Raw genomic sequence first — 19,675 nt, 5'->3', positions numbered from 1 at the left:
CCGCGACCCTCGATGGACTTACGAACCCTTGCGCGAACCCAGTACGCCCGGCTGTGTAATCTCCCTTCCCTCATCACAGGGGAGGGATAATGCGAGGTAGAACGGCCAGAGCGGCCTGGATCCTGGCGAGTGGGGCGGCGGTGTTGACACTGCTGTCCGCGACGGGGGCCCATGCGGAGGGCAGAGGGGACATCCGCGTCACCAAGACGGTCGTCAATGGCGGGAACAACGTCATCATCGGCACCTCGGCGCGCGTCACCTATCCGATCGCCATCACGATCCGGGACAACTCCGGTGTGAAGGGCCTGTCGGACGTCAGCGTGTTCAACAAGACGAACGGCTGGGGCTTCAGCGACTGGGTGGACACCCGTTGCGAGAAGAAGAGTTCCACCACGTCGGTGTGCACCGCCTCGATGACGATCGCACCGGGGTGGCTCCCGGACAGCGTGCCCGGGGACGTGAACAGCACCGCGGGCGTCTGGCAGGTCAACGCCACCGTCAAGGCCAAGGACGGGGACTACTGGATCTCGGACCACATCGCCGAGTTCAAGATGAAGCGCGCTTCCAAGCTCACGACTGACGCCGCTCCGGAGCCCGTGGCCAAGGGTGCCACGCTCACGGTCACCGGCAAGCTCTCCCGGGCCAACTGGGAGGACCTCAAGTACCACGGCTACGCCAGGCAGGACGTGAAGCTTCAGTTCAAGAAGGCCGGCGCGGCCGGCTACAGCACGGTCAAGACCGTGAAAACGGGCGACACCGGACAGCTGAGCACCAAGGTCACCACGACCGCGGCGGGAAGCTGGCGCTGGTACTTCCCCGGCACGACGACGACCGCACGGGTCGTGTCGACCGGAGACGCCGTAACCCTGAAGTAGCAACAGGTCGAACGGAGTTCTGCGTCCGGGTCACGTCGCACTCCGACGTGACCCGGGTGTCGGACCCCAGCAGGTCCAGTTCGCTGTGCCAGCCTTCTTCAAACTCCGGTACGTTCAGCCACCGCCCGCGCTGTCCGGGCCTACCCTGCGGCTCCGCCGGGGTCAGACCGGCGGTGTCTGGCCCTCGACCTCGCGCCAGAATGCGCGAACCCGTGCGTTGAAGTCTTCCGGTGACTCCTGGAAGGGCTGGTGGGCCTCCCCCTCGATGACCTCGAAGCGGGCGCCGGGGATGAGATCGGCCACGACCCGTCCGAGCCGTGGCGGTGTGATGATGTCCTGTTCACCGGCCAGGACGAGGGTCGGCGCGGTGATGGCAGGCAGCCGATCCAGCGTGTCGTGCCGAATGAACGAGTCCAGCTGGCGTTGGAAGGCCTCCGCGGATTGCGGGTGCGGGGAGGCGAGCGTCTCGTCGATGAAGCGCTGCACCGTGCCGTCGACGTGCGCGCGCTGCGTGTAGATCCACAGGAAGAACGCCTCCAGCGCGGCACGCTCGTCGGGCGCCGCGGTGACCAGCCAGTGCCAGGATCGGCCCATGGCGGCCAAATAGGCGTCGCTCCGCGCCCACGTACTGGTCAGGACGAGACTGCGTACGGACGCAGGGTGACGGAGCGCCAGCTCCTGCGCGATCGCGCTGCCGCCCGAGAAGCCGGCGACATGCGCCCTGTCGATTCCCAGCGCCCGGAGCACATCCGCAGCGTCGTCGGCCATCGAGGCGACGGACAAGGGTCCGTCCGGCAACGCAGTCCGCCCAGCCCCTCGGTTGTCGAAGGCGATGACCCGGTACTGGTCCGACAGCCCGTCAAACTGCGCCTCCCACGCCTCCACGGGATCGCCCAGGCCCGCGACCAGCAGGACATCGGGACCATGCCCCCGACTCTCCGTCCAGATCCTGGTACCGCCGGCTTCGACATACTCGCCCATGGAACACACCTCCCGCGCCATGGTCGCTCTCACCGGCCACCGATCGGCCACCGCCGCGCCGCACCTCTCCCCGACATGGCTGATCAAGCGCACGAACACCAGCGGCACGGCTTCCGAGGGGCTGTGTTCACAGCACCGAAGCATTCCGTTGATGGTGCGCCCGGTGCCCCGTGTGGTTACCTGAATCCATGACCGTGCTCGTGACCCGCCGCCACGTTGACTACGTGCGTGTCACCACCACGGCTTGTTCCGCCGTGAGCTGACTCCGCCCTCCGGCGTTCGACCGGCCATTTCCACCGCATCGCGCTGACTGCTGATCGCTGTCCCCTGCCCCCGGATTCGGGCGTGGACTGTGAGTCGGCGGCGCCTGCGGCTTTCCTCCCCCCTCCCGTTCCGCATCCAGGCATCGCCGTACCCGCACCCAGGGAGAACCATGAGCCAGCCCATCGACTCCGTCACCGCAGGCCACACCCCCGAGGACGAGCCCGCCGGGCCCGACACCTCGGCGTGGTCCTTCGAGACCAAGCAGGTCCACGCCGGTGCCGCGCCGGATCCGACGAGCGGTGCCCGGGCGACGCCGATCTACCAGACGACGTCGTTCGTGTTCCGGGACACGCAACACGCGGCCGACCTGTTCTCGCTGGCCGAGCCCGGGAACATCTACACCCGGATCCACAACCCCACCCAGGACGTCTTCGAGCAGCGAATCGCCGCGCTGGAGGGTGGTGTGGCGGCGGTGGCACTGTCCTCCGGGCAGGCCGCGGAGACGCTGGCGATCCTGACGCTGGCGAGTTCCGGGGACCACATCGTCTCCAGTGCGTCGCTGTACGGCGGCACGTACAACCTGTTCCGGCACACGCTGCCGAAGCTCGGCATCGAGGTGTCCTTCGTCGACGACCCCGACGACTTCGAGGCGTGGCAGTCGGCGATCCGGCCGAACACCAAGGCACTGTTCGCGGAGACGCTGGGCAATCCCCGCGGCAACGTGCTGGACGTACGGGCCGTCGCGGATGTCGCCCATGAGGCCGGGGTGCCGCTGATCGTGGACAACACGGTCCCGACTCCCTACCTCCTACGGCCCATTGAGCACGGCGCGGACATCGTCGTGCACTCGGCGACCAAGTTCCTGGGCGGGCACGGCACCGCCATCGCGGGTGTCGTCGTCGACGGCGGCACCTTCGACTTCGGTGCCCACACCGAGCGCTTCCCTGACTTCACCGAGCCCGACCCGAGCTACCACGGCCTCCGGTACTGGCCCGCGCTCGGCCCGGGCGCCTTCGCGATCAAGCTTCGGGTCCAGCTGCTGCGCGACCTCGGCCCCGCCCTTTCCCCGCACTCGGCGTTCCTGCTCCTCCAGGGCGTGGAGACGCTCAGTCTGCGCATCGAACGGCACTCCGCGAACGCCCAGGCCCTGGCCGAGTGGCTGGAGCAGCGCGACGAGGTCGCCGCCGTCCACTACCCGGGGCTGGAGTCCAGCCGCTGGTACGAGGCGGGACAGAAGTACCTGTCGCGCGGGGCCGGTGCGGTGCTGGCGTTCGAGCTGCGGGACGGCGTCGAAGCGGGCAAGCGGTTCGTGGACGCCGTCGAGCTGTTCAGCCATCTCGCCAACATCGGTGATGTACGCAGCCTCATCATCCATCCGGCGTCCACCACCCACAGCCAGCTGGACGCCGAGCAGCTCGCGGCCACCGGCACCTCCCCGGGCCTGGTGCGTCTGTCCGTCGGCATCGAGAGCCTCGCCGACCTCAAGGCGGACCTGGAGGCCGGGTTCCGGGCGGCGAAGGGCGCGTCCTGAACACCGTACTGACGCCGTCTCAGGTCCCCCTCCCGCCGGCCTCCGGGGCCTGGCGGGAGGGGGACCCGCCCGGGCGACGCCAGTGGTACGTCCGCGAGCATCCGTTGGCATTGGAGGCCGGCGGTGAACTCGGTGGTGCCCGGCTGGCGTTCGAGACGTGGGGGCGCCTCGCGTCGGACCGGCGCAACGCGGTGCTGGTGCTGCACGCCCTCACCGGTGACAGCCATGCGGCGGGCGTCGCCGAGCCCGGTCACCCCACGCCCGGCTGGTGGGACGGGCTCATCGGTCCCGGACGCGCGCTGGACACGGACCGCTTCCTCGTCGTCGCGCCGAACGTGCTCGGCGGCTGTCAGGGCAGTACCGGCCCGTCCTCGTCCGGCCCGTCCGGGAGGCCCTGGGGCGGCGACTTCCCGTTTCTGACACAGCGTGACCAGGTCGCGGCCGAGGTCGGTCTGGCCGATGCGCTGGGCATCGAGCGCTGGGCCCTCGTGGTGGGCGGGTCGATGGGTGGGATGCGGGCATTGGAGTGGGCGGTGTCGTACCCGGAGCGGGCGGACGCGCTTCTGTTGCTCGCCACGACCGCCGCGGCGAGTGCCGAGCAGATCGCCTGGGCCGACATCCAGCTGCACGCCATCCGCGCCGATCCGCACTGGCACGGCGGGCACTACCACCACACCGGCGCGGGGCCCCATGCCGGTCTCGGCCAGGCCCGGAGGGTCGCACACGTGACGTATCGCAGTGAGCCCGAACTCCAGGCCCGCTTCGGCCGCTTGCCCCAGGGCGCCGGGGATCCCTGGCACGGTGGGCGGTACCGGGTCGGCTCCTACCTCGACCATCACTCGGACAAGCTCGTACGGCGCTTCGACGCCGGCAGTTATGTCGTGCTGTCCGAGGCCATGAACAGCCACGACATCGGCCGTGGGCGTGGAGGCGTGCATGCGGCGCTGAACCGGGTGCGCGCCAGGACGCTCGTGGCCGCGGTCGATTCCGATCGCCTCTACCCGCCCTCTCAGCAGGCGGAGTTGGCGGCCGGCATCGCCTCTGCTGACAACCTGCGGGTGATCGAATCGCCGTACGGCCACGACGGGTTCCTCATCGAGACGGAGCAGGTCGGCGCGCTCGTACGCGAACTCGTTCGGGCCGGTCCAGCGCTGCCGCCGCCGAAGTCACCGCCCCATTTCCTTGACCTACCAACATCGCACCACGCAGGAGCACACATGACCGTCCAGGACTCCCCCACCGACATCGACGCGTTCGCCGCCGAATGGGAGGCATGGCACCGGCAGAAGGATGCCTCCCTCGCCCATGAGCACGGGTTTCTCGCCGTCACCGGTCTGCACTGGTTGGCCACCGAGCCCCAGCGCTTCCCCGACGCGCCCGGCGCATGGTCGACGGGAGACGACGGCGTCACCGTCGAGCTCGGGGATGGAGAGGAACTCGTCGTCGACGGGGTGCCCGTGCGCGGACGGCACGGCTTCGGTGTGATCCCGGAACGCGGCGGAGTCAACACCGTCTGGGGCGACGCGGTGATCGAGGTCGCCAAGCGCGGCAGGCAGGACGTCATCCGGCCGCGGCACCCCGACCACACTCTGCGCACGGACTTCGCCGGGACGCCGGCGTACGCACCGCATCCCCACTGGGTCATCTCCGGCCGGTACTTCCCCTTCGCCGAACCGCGACCGACGACCGTGGGTGCCGCGGTCGAGGGGCTGCAACATGTCTACGACGCGCCCGGGGAGGTCCGTTTCGAGATCGACGGCCGGGAACTGGGGCTGACCGCGTTCAACGGGCACGCGCCCGGAAGCCTGCTGGTGCTCTTCACCGACGCGACCTCCGGTGTGACCACATACGCGGCCAACCGCTCACTGCACATCGACGCGCCCGGCCCCGACGGCACGGTGGTGCTCGACTTCAACCGCGCCACCAACCTGCCCTGCGCCTACACCGACTTCGCGACCTGCCCGCTTCCGCCCGCCGAGAACCGGCTCCCGGTCGCCGTCGAGGCCGGCGAGAAGATCCCGTACGAGCGGAAGCCCGCCGGGCAGTGAGTGAGGTCGCCGCCACCGGGATCAGCTCGCTCTCGTTCCTGACGCCGGGCAACTTCGCGGAGGACGAGCCGTATGCGGGTCTGGAGGACACGCTGCGGTTGTTCGAGATCGGCGAGCGCCTGGGGTTCGACGGTGCCTGGATACGGCAGCGGCATCTGGAGCGCGGGGTGTCCTCGGCGGCGGTGTTCCTCGCCGCCGCGAGCCAGCGCACCGGGCGTATCGAGCTGGGCACCGCGGTGATCCCGATCGGCTACGAGACTCCGTTCCGGCTCGCCGGGGACCTCGCGCTCGCCGATGCGCTCTCCCGCGGTCGGCTCCAGGTGGGGTTCAGCACCGGAATGCCGCACGCGGATCTGATGGGGCATCTGGTGCACGAGAGTGATTGGCGTGCCCTCGATCTGTCGTACGGCCGTATCGCCCGGGTACGCAACCATCTGCTCGGGCACCCCTTGGGCGACGCGGACACCGTCATCCAGACGCCCGCCGGCGCCCAGCGGCCGCGGCTTCAGCCGTACAGCCCGGGCCTTGTCGACCGCACCTGGTACGGGGCCGCCAGTCTGCGGTCGGCGCGCTGGGCCGGCGAGCAGGGGCTGAGCATCCTCAGCGGGAACATCGTCGCGGGTGAGGGCACCGACGACTTCGCCTCCGCGCAGCGGGCACTGATCCGTGAGTACCGCGGCCTCGTCGGACCGGAGCGGCCGGCGCGGGTGGCCATCGGCCGGGTGATCGTGCCCCTTGACAGCGCGGACGCAGCGACCCGGCGGCGCTACCGCGCCTACGCGGCGAGCCGTCACGAGCGGACCCTCGCACCGCAGGGCGCCAAGCGCACCCTGTTCGCCCCCGACGTGGTGGGGACGTCCGAGGAGATACTTGAGAGGCTCGGCGCCGATCCTGTGCTCGCGGACGTGGCCGAGTTGCGCCTGGAACTGCCGTACGAGTTCGAACTCGGCGACTACGAGCAGATCCTCCACGACGTACGCCACCACATCGCACCGCGTCTCGGCTGGCAGCCGGCGGTCGAGGAGGCCGTGTCGACCTGACCGGTGTCCGCCCTGTGCACCGACGTCCGCCGTCGGCGCACAGGGCGCGGTCTCAGCCGGTGGCGAGTTCCCCGAGCAGCTTCCAGGTGCGGTGCCGATCGGCCTCGCTGCCGAGGTCGGTCGCCGTGAACACCACCTCCGTCGCCCCCGCCTCCCGGTATCGGCGTACGCCCGCGGCGACGGTCTCCTCGTCGCCGATCAGCGCCAGGTCGGCGGCGCGGGTGGCTCCGGAGAGTTCGATGACGCGCTGATAGGAGGGGAACCGCTCGTAGAACGCGAGCGAATCGGTCGCGTTCCGGCGCACCGTGTCGGCGTCGGCGGTGACTACGCCCGGTACGAAGGCCACGATGCGCGGTGCCGGCCGGCCCGCAGCCTCCGCCGCCGCGTTGACCGCCGGGACGATGTGCTCGGCGAGGGCACGAGGGCCTGCCAGATAGGGAAGGATGCCGTCCGCGAGTTCGCCGGAGACGCGCAGGGCCTGTGGTCCCATGGCGGCGACCAGGACCGGCACCGGCGGTTCGGCGCCCGGCACGGCGGCGGGGAGCGGTGTGCCGGCGCTCAGCAGCTCTCCGCGGAAGTCGGTGCTGCCGGTTTCGAGGAGTGGGCGCAGGGCGGTGAGGAATTCGCGGAGCAGGCGGATGGGCCGGTCGTGCGGGATGCCGAATCCGGCTTCCGTCAACTGCTTGGTGCCGAGGGCGAGTCCGAGGTGGTAGCGGCCCGCGGTGGCCGCCTGGGCGGTCTGGGCCTGGCTGGAGACGATGAGTGGATGGCGGCCGAAGACGGGGATCGCGGCGGTGCCGACATGCAGGCCGGGGACCTCGCGACCGACGATCGCGGCCAGCGAGGGCGAGTCGTAGGTGAAGGTCTGGCCGAACCATGCGGATCGTAGTCCGGCCTCATGAGCTTCGCGCGCGAGCTGCACGGTGGCGTCGATCCCGTTGTGGAGAGGTAGCGCTGCTCCAATGGTCATGGCTGGGGCAACCCGCGTGCCGACGACCGGCATTCCGAGTGCCGTATGACAAGTTTGTGGCCGCCGCGTAACGCGGCGAGCGGCGGTGGGCTCGCGTTTCTGCGTCCCCTCAGGTCATGGTCCTGGTGAAGACGACCATTGGCCTGCCGGGGCCGTCGTAGTCCTCCACCACGTCCGCGTCGAAGCCGAGCGTCCGGTGGAAGGCGATCGACCCCTCGTTGGTGACCGAGGTGATCGCCTTGAGGCGGACCGCGCCCTGGCCGCGGGCCACCTCGGCGAAGCGCGTGTGGAGGCGGCGGCCGAGGCCGCTGCCCCGGCTGTCGTCGCGGGTGGCGATCAGGTGGACGTATCCGGTGTGGTCGGGCGTGACGAAGCCGAGAAGGTAGCCGCGGATGCCGTCCTCGGCGCGGGCGACCAGGCAGGTTGCTCCGAACTCCCTTACCAGTACCGGCTGGTGGAGGGCACGCAGATCCCGCTCACCCCAGTAGCGGGCGTGGTCCTCCAGCACTTGGTGGAGGTCGTTGACGTCGGCGGGAACTATCTCGAGCGGCATGGGGCGATCATGGCACGGGGGCCTGCGTAGAGCTGTCGGTCGGTGCGCTGCGACGCGTTCCAGAAAGTGGACGCGTGTTGGCCCTGAGCTGCGGCTGCTGTAGAAATGGGCCTCATGAATTCCGAGCTCCTGGTGCGACGCCTGGTCATCGACCTGTGCCGACGCCCGGGCTCGTGTTGTTGCTGATCTGACTTCTTCTTTCTGACGCGCCCTGCCGTGCGGTGATCCCACCCGCCTCAGGGCGGTTCCCGCGTTCTCGCGCAGGGCGCGCTCCCCCTTTCTTCGTTCGCCATCACCTTCGCTCGGGGCTGGCCGTCGTTGTGCGTCGACAGCGGCTGCTCGCGTCCCGGCGTTCACGGAGGACCCCACGTGTCCACAACCCCGCCTGTTTCCGCGGCTGGTGACGTTACGTCAGCCGTCACCACGCCCCGTCGATCTCGTGCCTCGGCCGACGGCGCCCGGGGACGCCTGCACCACATCGCACTGCCCGTCGGATCGCTGCTGCTCTTCCTGGTCCTGTGGCAACTGTTGGCGGCGAGCGGGACGTGGAGCGAGACGCTGGTTCCGTCGCCGGCGAAGGTGTGGGACGCGTTCGTCGACGTCTCGACCACGCATGACGGCGTACGCGGATACAACGGCACCACGCTCGTCGAGCACCTGGGCATCAGCTTGCGTCGCATCGCCCTCGGTGCGGGCATCGGCATCGCCGCCGGGGTGGTCTTCGGGTTGCTCATGGGCACCGTCGGCTGGGTGCGGGCGCTGTTCGAACCGTGGATCACGTTCCTGCGGACGCTGCCGCCGCTGGCGTACTTCTCGCTGCTCATCATCTGGCTGGGCATCAATGAGGAGCCCAAGGTCACGCTGCTGGCCGTGGCCGCGTTCCCGCCGGTGGCCGTGTCGACCACCACCGCGGTGGCCGCCGTACCGAAGAGCCTGATCGAGGCCGCCCGTGCACTCGGTGCCTCCCGGTGGGACGTCATCAGGGACGTCGTCGTCCCGTCCGCGCTGCCCGAGACCCTCACCGGCGTCCGGCTCGCCGTGGGAGTGGCCTACTCCTCCCTGGTCGCCGCCGAGTTGGTGAACGGTCTGCCGGGCATCGGCGGCATGGTCAAGGACGCCGCCAACTACAACAACACCCCTGTGGTCGTCGTCGGCATCATCGCCATCGGCGTCTCCGGCCTGATCATCGACGGTCTGTTGCTGCGGCTGGAGCGCACAGTCGTGCCCTGGCGCGGACGCACATAGCCCTCCCCCGCTTCCCTTCGCACCGACACCCCCCTTCGCACAGAAACGGCTCCGCCATGTCCCGTGTCCCTCAAGGTCCGTCCCGCCGTCTCCTCCTCGCCGGCGCGCTGGCCGCCGTGTCCGCCGCCGTCACGGGCTGCTCCTCGGACAGCGCGGCGTCCTCGTCCGGCGGCTCCAAGCGGCTGCGTATCGGCTACTTCGCCTTCCCCAGCGGCGACTTGCTCGTGAAGAACAGAAAGCTGCTGGAGAAGGCACTGCCGGAATACGAGATCACCTGGATCAAGTTCGACTCCGGCGCCGGCGTCAACCAGGCCTTCATCGGCAAGTCCCTCGACATCGCCGCGCTCGGCTCCAGCCCGTTCGCCCGCGGAGTGTCCGGCAGCTCGCCCATCCCCTACAAGGTCGCCTGGATCCTCGATGTCGCCGGCGAGAACGAGAGCCTCGTGGCACGAAAAGCCACCGGCATCACGGACGTCGCCGGGCTCAAGGGCAAGAAGATAGCCACGCCCTTCGCCTCCACCTCGCACTACAGCCTGCTGGCGGCGCTGGAGGCGGCCGGTCTCACGGCCTCCGACGTCCAGCTCATCGACCTTCAGCCGCAGCCGATCCTCGCCGCCTGGCAGCGCGGCGACATCGATGCCGCCTACGTCTGGCTGCCGACCCTGGACGAGCTGCGCAAGACCGGCACCCAGCTCACCAGCAGCAAGGAGATCGGCACGGCGGGCAGGCCGACCCTCGACCTGGCCGTGGTGTCGGACGACCTCATCGCCCGGGACCCCAAGGCGATCGACGCCTGGCGCAAGGCGGAGGCCGAGGCGCTGCGCCTGCTCAAGTCCGATCCGGACGGGGCGGTGAAGGCCGTCGCGGCCGAGCTCAACATCAGTGCGGCGGATGCCGAGGCGCAGCTTTCGCAGGGCGTGTTCCTCACGCCGGAGCAGGTGGTCTCCGCCGACTGGCTGGGCAGCGACGACAAGCCGGGCAAGCTGCTCACCTACGTCACGGACACCGGCAGGTTCCTGGCCGACCAGAAGCAGATCGACGCCGCGCCGTCCGAAGACGTCGTCCGCAAGGCGTTCTACCTCGAAGGGCTGGCCGATGTCGTCAAGTGAGATCACTACGGCCAAGGAGGCCGTGGACGCGGTGGACACCGCCTCCGCCGGTGCCGTCCGTCTCGACCGGGTCACTCACCGGTACGGCCGGGGCGGCGAGGCCATCACCGCCGTCGGGCCGGTCGACCTGACCGTGCCGGCCGGGGAGTTCCTCGTCCTGGTGGGTGCCTCCGGCTGCGGCAAGAGCACGCTGCTGCGGCTGATCGCCGGCTTCGAGCGGCCGACGCAGGGTTCGGTGCGGGTGTCCGGCACCGAGCCTCGGCCCGGGGACACGGCGGGCGTGGTGTTCCAGACGCCGCGGCTTTTCCCGTGGCGGACCGTGCGGGGCAACATCGACCTGGCCCTGCGGTACGCAGGCGTCGATCGCGCCCAATGGCCCGCGCGACGGGCGGAGTTGCTGGCACGCGTCGGTCTGGAGGGCACCGAGAAGCGGCGTACCTGGGAGATCTCCGGCGGCCAGCAGCAGCGCGTCGCCATCGCCCGGGCTCTCGCCGCCGAGAACCCGCTCATCCTGCTCGACGAACCGTTCGCGGCACTGGACGCGCTGACCCGGGAACGGCTCCAGGAGGACGTCCGCCTGGTGGCCGAACGGACCGGCCGGACCACGGTGTTCGTGACGCACTCGGCGGAGGAGGCGGTGTTCCTCGGCTCCCGCATCGTGGTGCTGACCAAGAGCCCCGGGACCGTGGCCCTGGACCTGCCGATCACCCTGCCGCGCGGCGACATCGATGCCGAGGAACTGCGCAGTTCCCGCGAGTTCGCCGAGCTGCGCGCGCAGGTCGCCCACGCCGTCAAGTCCGCCGCGGCGGCCTGAGCCTCGCGCCCAGGGTCACGACCTTCAGAAAGGACACACTGATGAGCATCCTCAGCGAGGGGCGCACCGCGCCGACGCTTCCGGGCACTCGTGGCGTACAAGGTGCTGTTCGTGCGCGGTCAGCACGGTCTGGACGACGCCGCGCAGATCGAGTTCAGCAGACGCCTGGGCGAGGTCACCGTCGGGCATCCGGTCCACGAATCCGGGGACGTGGCGCCCGAGGTGTACTCGCTGGGCCGACAGCCAGCTCGCCTACGAGTCGCTGTCGCCGGGCCTGCGGGACCACGTCGACACGCTCACCGCGGTCCACGACGGCTCCCGCGAGTTCGGCTACTACCTCGCCCAGCGCAGGCAGGGCCGGGGCAATCTGTGGGAGGGCGAGGTGATCACCCACCTGACCCCGGTGGAGCACCCGGTGGTGCGCGTGCACCCCGAGAGCGGCCGCAAGGGCCTGTTCGTGAATCCCGGCTTCACCTCGCACATCGTGGGTGTCTCGGAGCACGAGAGCCGGGGCATCCTCGACATCCTGTACGCCCACCTCACCAAGCCCGAGCACGTCGTACGGCATCGCTGGCAGCCCGGGGACGTCGCCCTGTGGGACAACCGCAGCACCGCCCACTACGCCAACCGCGACTACGGCGACCGGCATCGCGTCATGCACCGCATCACTCTGAGGGGGGACACTCCGGTCGGCCCGGCCGCCACCGCGCACCACTGACCGTGCACGCGGGGCCCGGCACCGGTCGCACACCGGGCCCCGGATCAGTCAACCCCGTCCAGCCCCCTGGCCTGCACTGTCCGGAGGCTCGAATGCGCGGAGCACGCCCGGCGCGATGTCGTCGTCGGCGACGCGCACGCTGATCAGGGCAAGTCCGCCGTCGGCGGTCACCAGCCGCGCCTTCTCCAGCGCCGCAGCGAGCTCACCGCGTGTGGCCGGGCCGGCGGTCCAGCCGCCGAGGCTCTCGACGACTCGGCCGACGTGCGACGGCGTCGCGAAGCGGGTCAACGAGTCATCGCTGTCGGAGTGGGAGCGCACGAATCTGGGCCATCCGAATCCGCGGTTGTCGAGCATGAGCACGGTGATGCCGCAGTTGTGCTCGGCGGCGGTGGGGAGAGCGGCCAGGCTCATCTCGGCGGCGCCGTCCCCGCAGATGACGACGGTGGGTCGGGAACGGTCGGTCACCGCGGCGCCCAGGGCGGCTCCGAGCCCGAAGCCCACCATGGTCTGCTCACCGGGCGAGATCACCGTGGAGCGGCCGCTGACCGAGACCACCGGGTAGTAGTAGCCCCACATGTCATGGAGGCCGTTCTCCTGTACGAGGATCAGGTCACGCCCGAATGCGTCGATCGTGGCCGTGATGGCTTCGGGGGCCGACAACGCCATGTCTTCGGCACCCGGAGCGGGGCGAGGTTCGTGCTGTACCTGTCCGATCCGCCGGCGCCAGGCGCTGTCGGTCGCATCGAGGTCCCGGCCGCCCAGGACGCGGAGCAGCCGACGCAGCGTCAGCGACGCATCGCCGAGGAGGTTCACGTCGGCCTCCGCAACCAGGGAGAAGGCCGCTGGGTCGCTGTCCAGCTGGAGCAGCCGGCTGGCGCCCGGGCGGAACCAGCCCATCCGCGCGGTCTCTTCGAGCCGTGATCCGATGACGAACACCAAGTCCGCCTCGTCGAGCAGTGGTTGTGCCGCGGGGCTGGTGTAGAGCCCGATCAGGCCGTGGGCGAGCGGGTGGTCCTCGTCGATCACTCCCCGGCCGGACGCTGTCGTGAACAGGGGTGCGTCGATTCGTTCCGCCAGGCCGAGCAGTGCCTCACCCGCTCCGGCCGCTTTCGCTCCGCCGCCCGCCACGACCACGGGTCGCCGGGCGTGCCGCAGGAGCCGCGCCGCGCCGTCCAGGGCTTCGTCGGAGGCGACGGCAGCGAGTCTGCGGACCGAGCCCAGGGGCTCGGCCCCACTGAGATCCGACTCCAGCACTTCGTGTGCGATCTCCAGCACGACCACCCCGGGTGCTCCGTTCACGGCCATGTGGACGGCACGTCGTAGCGCCCAGACCAGCCGGTCCGCCTGCTCGACGAGAAAGGACCACTTGGCCAGAGGTGCGGCCATCGCGAGTTGGTCGAGCTGCTGGAAGCCGCCGCGGCCGAGTTCGGGCGCCGGGATCCGGGTCGTGATCACCACGGTCGAGCAGCCCAGAGACGACGCTTCCAGCAAGCCCGTCAGCGCGTTGACGAAGCTCGGTCCTGAGTTCAGGGCCAGCACTGCGGGGCGCCCGGAGACGGCCGTATGCCCGATGGCGGCGCAGGCACCGACCCGCTGGTCGCGTACGCCGAGTGCCTCCAGGTCGGGATGGCGGTCGGCGGCGTCGAGCAGGCCGGGTTCGTCGGAGGGGAGCCCGACGACCAGTCGGCACCCCGCGTCCGCGATGGTCCGGGCAATCAGGTCCCAGGCGGGCATCAGCGGCGTACCTCCGCCGACAGCAGTACGGGCCGGGCGGCCCTGGTGCCGCGGTGGCGCACGCTGCTGGCGGATACGCCGTAGCCGCCGAACGGCCGGTTCCCGTCCTCGATGTCGAAGGTTGTGCATTCGCGCGTCACGACCGATGTGACCACTCGCTCACGGTCGAGTGCGGGCTCTCCGTACACCGAGACATACATCCCGCGCTCGGACTCGCATGGCGATGCCATCCAGGCCTCTATGTCCGAAGGGCTGCTGTATTCCATGACGGTGACGATCGGCGAGAAGAGCTCGGGTGGATGAAATTCCGGATTCCAAGGCAGCGACACGAGGGTGGGCTGAACGAACCCGTCGGCGTCCACGGCCCCGCCGCTCACCACTTTTTCCCTGTGCCGGTCGATGAATTCGGCCGCTCCGGCGACAGCGTCCTGGTAGACGAGCGGGGCGATCTGGACCCCTGGTGAACGACGTTCCCCGATGGCCACCCGGGAGAGGAGATCTTCGAGTCTCTCGACGGCCTCTTTCGTCACCGATTCATGCACGAAGACGATGTCGGGGCAGAGGCAGTCCTGGCCCGAGTTGTACACGCGCGCTTCGACAATGTCCCGGCAGGCTCGTTCCAGTTTCGCTTCCGGGCCGACCACGATCGGATTGGGCCCGGAACCGAGGGCCAGCATGAGCGTGTCGGTGCCGAGCTTCGCTGCGACCGCGTCGGCGTTTCGGGGCTGCCCCGTGAAGACGACCGCGTCCGCCGTCAAGCACGTGGTCATGAACTCGCGCTGGGACACGGGTGTCAGGTCGAGTCCGCATCCGAGCCCTCTGAGCGCCGGCCCGACGACGGCGTCCAGAGCCAACGCCGTGTCGGTCACTCGGGCGGAGGGACGCATGCACAGGCGGTCCGCGTAGAGAGAGGGGATGACACCGAAAAGTACGTATGAATAGAGGAGGTTGTTGGACGGGAGGAACGACGCCACCTGGCGTAAAGCGCGGGGCGAATTGCGCTGGATCTCCCATCCGGCACCCGACAGGGCACGTAAGGACCTGAATAACTCGTCCTCGGCGCTCTGTAAGGTGGCGACACTCGTCAGCACCTCCAGAAGATCATCGCGGGCGTCGAGGAAAATCCTCACCAGTGCGGCCCCGATTTCCCCCCATGATTCTTTACGGTCATCGCCCTTCCGTCGCTGATGACAAGCAGAACCATGACGCACATCGATCACGTCACTCACCCCCACCCCACGAACATCGTCTGCCGAATTTCCCATTCACCGGATGCGGGACTCCGGCACGGCAATAGGAGGATGCCACAGGCCATTCACCGTAAACAGGTGGCCTACGGATGAGCGGGGCCGCCCTCGTCGAGGGTGGCCCCGCTTGGTGTGGAACCGGTGGGAGTTACTCGATGTTGATCCTGAAGGTGGTCGTCCTGTTGCGGATGTCCTCGGCGTTGCCGCTCATCCGCAGGTTGCGGAAGACGGCCTCACCGACGGCCGGGCCCTGACCGGGCTCGGGCAGTTCGTTGGCCCAGATACCGAACCCGGACTTCGTGTCGAACGCGTCGCCGCTCTTCTTGGAGTTGGTGATGGAGATGTCGGTGAAGATCGTGTCCTTCACCGGGAACTGCGGCTGGCCGCCGACGTAGTTGGTCTGGAACATGACGCCTCCGTAGGTGGAGTCGTCGATGTCGACGTTGTTCACCCTGATTCCCTGGAAGACCTTCGAGGCGGAGAACGCCCAGATGGCCGGGAAGACCTGCGAGCCCCAGAAGTGACCGCCGGTCCGTTCCAGGGACACGTTCTCGATCGTCGTCGGCTCGGTCCCGAAGCCGTTCATCGGGTAGCCGAAGTCCAGCGAGGAGATGGTGATGCCGGAGTAGACCAGGGTGTCGGCGACCCGGATGTTGCGGAAGGTGTTGTCGTAGCCGCCGTAGACGGCAATTCCGGCCGCACGCCAGGTCAGCGTCGACGTCAGGTTCTCGTAGAGGTTGTTCTTCTCGTCGGCGCCGCCCGCGTCGATCGCCGAGAACAGCGCGAAGCTGTCGTCGCCGGTGGCCCGGGCGTCGTTGTTGACGACGTGGTTGTCCGTGGAGCCGTTCGTCATGTTGATTCCGTCGGCGAACATGTCACGGATGCGGGAGTTCTTGATGGTCATGTTGTCGGTGTTGGCGCCCCAGTAGAGGCACACCATGTGCTCGACCCAGATGTCGTCGATGGTGATGTCGGAGACGTTGGAGAAGTCGAACACCTTGCCCGGGCCGTCGATGCGGGACGTGTAGTTGCCGAAGTAGGTGAAGCCGGCGAACGTCGAGCCCTTGGCACTGGCCTCGGCCCGGAAGCCGACGTCGGTGTTCTCCTGCGAGGCCGGGGCGTGGAAGCGGGTGAACCACGGTCCGGCTCCGACGACCTTGACCGCCTTGCCGTAGACCTGGAACTTGCTGGAGGTCTCGTAGTCACCGGCGGGCAGGTAGACGCCGACGAGCTTGCCCGTGGTGTCCATGCGGACCTTGTCGAGGGCGTTCTGCACGTCCTGGTGGGAGAAGCCGGTGGGGACCGTGTAGGCGGCCGGGTCCGGGTTCGGGGCGGCCGTCGCCTGTTCGGTGTTGATGAAGTCGATGGCGTAGGTGGAGGTGTTGGCCGCGTCCTTCTGGAGCCGGATCTTGGAGCCCGCCGGGACGGTCCTGCCGAGCAGCAGGTTCGCCTCGTCGTAGATGTGGCGCGGGGCTCCGGAGCCGGGCGAGTTGCCGGGCGCGGTCTCGTTGCCGTACAGCCAGGCGTACTTGGAGGTGAGGTCGATCGGCTTCAGGAACTGGCCGTCGACGTAGACGTTGAGTGTGGTGTTGGTGCCGTCCGGGATGGAGAAGCGGGTGACCAGGGTGTTGGTCGCCGCGCGGGTGGTCCACTCGACGTACTGTCCGTTGCCGCTGAGTGTCACCGCCTTGCGGCCGCCGGCCTCGCCAGCGACGTCGCCGATGGTGCGGTTCGGGCCGACGACCTTGGCGCCGCCGCCGACGGTGCCGTCCTCGGCCTCGTACATGTCGTACGGCATGTCCGCGCCGCGGCCGACGAACAGGGGCTGCGTGGTGGTGTTGTTGGCGCGCTTGACGGGCAGTTCGTTGGCGTCGTCGGCGATGACCGTCTTGACGGTGTACTTGCCGTTGGCAGCTGTCCATGAGCCGAGGGCGACCGGTGCGGTCGTCTGGCCGGGCGCGATGGCGCCGCTGTGGGAGCCGGTGAGCGTCTTGACGGTGGCGCCCTTGGAGTCCTGGATCGTCAGCGTGACGTCGTGGGCACCGGACGCCGAGGCGACGGTCCCCTGGTTCTTGATAGCGACGGTGAACTTGACCTCGTCACCGGCCGAGGCGCTGGACGGGGTCCAGGAGACCGGGGCGGCGAGCAGGTCGGAGCTGGATACGGGCTTGACGACGAGGACGTCGGAGCGGGTGTAGGTGTTGTTGGCCTCGTTCTGCTCGATGACCTTGTTGGACGGGTCGACCTCGGCGCCGACCGGGTAACTGCCCGCGTCCCGGCTGCCGATGCTCGCGGTGACCGTCTTCGACTCGCCGGCCGCGAGGGCCGGAACGTCGGCCGTGCCAGCCTTGGTGCCGCCGAGCGTGAAGTTCAGGTCGGTGGCCTTGGAGGCCCTGCTGCCGCTGTTGGTGACGGTCGCCGTCAGGCTGATGGTGTCCGACTCGACCGGGGCCGCGGGCGAGTTGGTGACGCCGGTGACCTTGAGGTCCGGGTTGGCTGCCGGGGTGCCGATCACCTGGAGCTCGGCGACCTGCGCGCCCGGGGCGCCGGTGTTGGAGGTGAACTTGAGCTGGATGTCGGCGGCCGCGCCGGAGACCGGGATGGTGACCGTGTTGCCGCTCGCCGGATTGAAGGTGTAGTCCTTGGCCGCGACCAGGCTGGTGAAAGCCGTCGCGTCCTGGTCACGTCCCAACACCTGGATGTTCTGCGTGCGCGTGGACCAGGCGGCGTCCGGGTTGAGCTTGACGACGACCTGGCTGAGGTCGGCGTTGGCACCCAGCTTCGTGGTGAGGGTGGCCGGGTAGGCGCCGCCCGCGCTCTCCCAATAGGTGCTGCTCTGCCCGTCGTTGGCGTTGGCGGCGACGTAGGTGAAGACGTACGAGGATGCCTCGATGGGCTTGCCCTGGGCGAGGTCGGAGCCGGACCCGGTCGAGCCGGTGCGGGTGACGCTGTTGCTCGCCGCCGACACGTTGCCGGCCGCGTCCTTCGCCTTCACGTGGTAGGTGACCGTGGCCGTCGCCGACGGGGAGTCGGTGTACGTGGTGACATCGCCCGCCACGGTCCTGACGAGCTGGTCGTTGGCGTAGACGTCGTAGCCGGTGACCTTGACGTTGTCGCTCGACGCCTGCCAGGTCAGCTTCACGTCGCTGCCGGACTGCGTGTAGGCGAGGTTGCCGGGCGCTGTGGGGGCCTGTGTGTCGCCGCCCGAACCCTTGCGGGTGACGCTGTTGCTGTTGGCCGACACGTTGCCCGCGGCGTCCTTGGCCCGCACGAAGTACGTGATGTCGCTGCCGGCCGGCTGAGTGTCGGTGTAGGTGAGGACGTTCCCGGCGACGCTCGCCCTCAACTGGCCGTTGGCGTAGACGTCGTAGCCGGTCACGGCCGTGTCGTCGGTGGCCGCGTTCCAGGTCAGTTTGATCTGCCCGGTGCCCGGTTCGGTGTAGCTCAGGTTGGACGGGGCGGAGGGCGCCTGCGTGTCTCCGGTCGCGGGTCCGTAGACCTCCAGCTCGGACACCTGCCCGGCGGGCCAGCCGGTGTTGGCGGTGATCAGCACGCGTACGTACCGCGTGGTGGTCGCGTCGAAGCTGATGGTCGTGGACTGGTCGTTGGAGCTGTCGAAGGTGTACGCCTTCGACGCGGTCAGGTCGGTGAAGTTCTGGTTGTCGGTCGAACCCTGGACCTTGAGGGTCTGGCTGCGGCTCGGCCAGCCGCTGGGCAGGCGCAGTGTCACCTCGTTCACCTTGACCGAGGAGCCGAGGTCGACCTGGAGCCACTGCGGGAAGGCGTTGTTCTTGCTCTCCCAGTAGGTGTTGCGGTTGCCGTCACCGGCGTTGGCGGCGCCGTAGACGTCGGCGTGTCCGCTCTCGCTGAAGGGTTTGCCCTGGGCGAGGTTGGGGGTGGCGGCGGCGGTCGTGCGGACCTGCATCTCGGCCAGTTGGGCGGTGGCGGCGGCCGAGTTGGCGCTGAAGTCGGCCCGTACGTATCGGGCGAGGGTGGCCGGAAGGGAGATCTCCACCGTGTTGGCGTTGCCGGGGCTGAAGACGTACGGCGCCGACGACTTGAGCGTGGCGAACGTCTTGCCGTCGGCGCTGCCCTGGAGCGCCAGCGTCTGCTTGCGGGTCTGCCAGTGCTCGGGGAGCCGAAGCACGACCTGGCGGACTCGCTGGGTGCGGCCGAGGTCGGTCTGCACCCACTGGGCCGACTTCTTCCCGGCCTGCCAGTAGGTGTCGGTGTCGCCGTCGGTAATCTGGGCGGCCTGGTGACCGGCGCGGGCGCTGCCCGCCGTGGTGGCGGCGTCGGCGGCGTCCCTGGGGACGTCGGCCGCGTGCGCGCCGACGGCGGGCAGGCCCAGAACCATGACGGCCACGGCGAGCACCGTGGTCGCTGCGCGCCGTCGTGGGGGTCTCGGCTGGTGTCGAGTCATACGGGGTCACTTCCTACGGAGGCTCGCGCGCCGGATGGGGGCGGCGAGGGCGGCTCGTTCCTGACGGAGTGGGGCTGAACAGGTTGAGCGCGCTCGGGACGGCGCCGGTGGAGCGAGGGGGCG

Annotated in this window: 13 protein-coding genes and 2 pseudogenes; 9 read left to right on the top strand and 6 right to left on the bottom strand. The window is 69.3% G+C overall.

The window, feature by feature from the left end; genetic code table 11:
- Positions 1 to 89: 89 nt before the first annotated feature.
- A complete protein-coding gene (locus PGH47_RS41195; RefSeq protein WP_271667746.1) occupies positions 90 to 875 on the top strand; it encodes a hypothetical protein in 786 nt (261 codons plus the stop codon).
- Positions 876 to 1,037: 162 nt separating this feature from the next.
- On the opposite strand, the gene PGH47_RS41190 is transcribed toward PGH47_RS41195, so the two are convergent.
- Positions 1,038 to 1,856 (bottom strand): alpha/beta fold hydrolase, encoded by an 819-nt coding sequence (locus PGH47_RS41190; protein ID WP_271667745.1) that lies wholly within the window; start codon positions 1,854 to 1,856, stop codon positions 1,038 to 1,040.
- A 433-nt stretch (positions 1,857 to 2,289) separates the two neighbouring features.
- Here PGH47_RS41190 and PGH47_RS41185 point away from each other — a divergent pair, with 433 nt between their 5' ends.
- The 4 genes and pseudogenes from PGH47_RS41185 to PGH47_RS41170 all read left to right on the top strand — a co-directional run bounded on the left by PGH47_RS41185 (position 2,290) and on the right by PGH47_RS41170 (position 6,739).
- Positions 2,290 to 3,651, top strand: a complete 1,362-nt coding sequence (locus PGH47_RS41185; RefSeq protein WP_271667744.1) for a bifunctional o-acetylhomoserine/o-acetylserine sulfhydrylase — start codon at positions 2,290 to 2,292, stop codon at positions 3,649 to 3,651.
- Positions 3,648 to 4,796, top strand: a pseudogene (gene metX, locus PGH47_RS41180) (homoserine O-acetyltransferase MetX); the annotation flags it as partial. The gene PGH47_RS41185 and the pseudogene metX, both read left to right, overlap by 4 nt.
- Before the next feature lie 72 nt (positions 4,797 to 4,868).
- Positions 4,869 to 5,699: a DUF1684 domain-containing protein gene (locus PGH47_RS41175; protein WP_271668280.1), complete on the top strand. Its 831-nt coding sequence runs from the start codon at positions 4,869 to 4,871 to the stop codon at positions 5,697 to 5,699.
- Positions 5,696 to 6,739, top strand: coding sequence for an LLM class flavin-dependent oxidoreductase (locus PGH47_RS41170; RefSeq protein ID WP_271667743.1), 1,044 nt, complete (start codon positions 5,696 to 5,698; stop codon positions 6,737 to 6,739). The genes PGH47_RS41175 and PGH47_RS41170 overlap by 4 nt, the downstream gene beginning before the upstream one ends.
- Positions 6,740 to 6,791: 52 nt before the next feature.
- Here PGH47_RS41170 and PGH47_RS41165 read toward each other — a convergent pair whose 3' ends face one another.
- Both PGH47_RS41165 and PGH47_RS41160 read right to left on the bottom strand, forming a co-directional pair.
- Positions 6,792 to 7,709, bottom strand: coding sequence for a TIGR03564 family F420-dependent LLM class oxidoreductase (locus PGH47_RS41165; RefSeq protein WP_271667742.1), 918 nt, complete (start codon positions 7,707 to 7,709; stop codon positions 6,792 to 6,794).
- Between the two features lie 109 nt (positions 7,710 to 7,818).
- A complete protein-coding gene (locus PGH47_RS41160; RefSeq protein WP_271667741.1) occupies positions 7,819 to 8,262 on the bottom strand; it encodes a GNAT family N-acetyltransferase in 444 nt (147 codons plus the stop codon).
- 369 nt (positions 8,263 to 8,631) lie between these two features.
- Between PGH47_RS41160 and PGH47_RS41155 the strand changes: the two genes are divergently transcribed.
- From PGH47_RS41155 to PGH47_RS41135, 4 genes and pseudogenes are all read left to right on the top strand, one after another.
- Positions 8,632 to 9,507 (top strand): ABC transporter permease, encoded by an 876-nt coding sequence (locus tag PGH47_RS41155; RefSeq protein WP_443048603.1) that lies wholly within the window; start codon positions 8,632 to 8,634, stop codon positions 9,505 to 9,507.
- Between the two features lie 56 nt (positions 9,508 to 9,563).
- Positions 9,564 to 10,616: a taurine ABC transporter substrate-binding protein gene (locus PGH47_RS41150; RefSeq protein WP_271667740.1), complete on the top strand. Its 1,053-nt coding sequence runs from the start codon at positions 9,564 to 9,566 to the stop codon at positions 10,614 to 10,616.
- Positions 10,603 to 11,430 carry an ABC transporter ATP-binding protein gene (locus PGH47_RS41145; protein WP_271667739.1) on the top strand — a complete coding sequence of 276 codons (828 nt, stop codon included), beginning with the start codon at positions 10,603 to 10,605 and terminating at the stop codon, positions 11,428 to 11,430. The genes PGH47_RS41150 and PGH47_RS41145 overlap by 14 nt, the downstream gene beginning before the upstream one ends.
- Positions 11,431 to 11,514: 84 nt before the next feature.
- Positions 11,515 to 12,148 (top strand): annotated as a pseudogene (locus PGH47_RS41135) (TauD/TfdA dioxygenase family protein); the annotation flags it as partial.
- A gap of 48 nt (positions 12,149 to 12,196) precedes the next feature.
- On the opposite strand, the gene PGH47_RS41130 reads toward PGH47_RS41135, so the two are convergent.
- From PGH47_RS41130 to PGH47_RS41120, 3 genes are all read right to left on the bottom strand, one after another.
- Positions 12,197 to 13,882 (bottom strand): thiamine pyrophosphate-binding protein, encoded by a 1,686-nt coding sequence (locus tag PGH47_RS41130; RefSeq protein ID WP_271667738.1) that lies wholly within the window; start codon positions 13,880 to 13,882, stop codon positions 12,197 to 12,199.
- Positions 13,882 to 15,111 (bottom strand): aldehyde dehydrogenase family protein, encoded by a 1,230-nt coding sequence (locus PGH47_RS41125; RefSeq protein ID WP_271667737.1) that lies wholly within the window; start codon positions 15,109 to 15,111, stop codon positions 13,882 to 13,884. The genes PGH47_RS41130 and PGH47_RS41125 overlap by 1 nt, the downstream gene beginning before the upstream one ends.
- A 166-nt stretch (positions 15,112 to 15,277) precedes the next feature.
- The gene (locus tag PGH47_RS41120) at positions 15,278 to 19,552 is read right to left on the bottom strand and encodes a discoidin domain-containing protein (protein WP_271667736.1); all 4,275 of its coding nucleotides are present in this window, start codon (positions 19,550 to 19,552) and stop codon (positions 15,278 to 15,280) included.
- Positions 19,553 to 19,675 lie beyond the last annotated feature (123 nt).

The sequence above is a fragment of the Streptomyces sp. HUAS 31 genome, assembly GCF_028198125.1.
Classification (GTDB): domain Bacteria; phylum Actinomycetota; class Actinomycetes; order Streptomycetales; family Streptomycetaceae; genus Streptomyces; species Streptomyces chartreusis.
The sequence above is the reverse complement of the archived record's forward strand: the minus strand, read 5'-3'. Positions and strand labels throughout refer to the sequence as shown.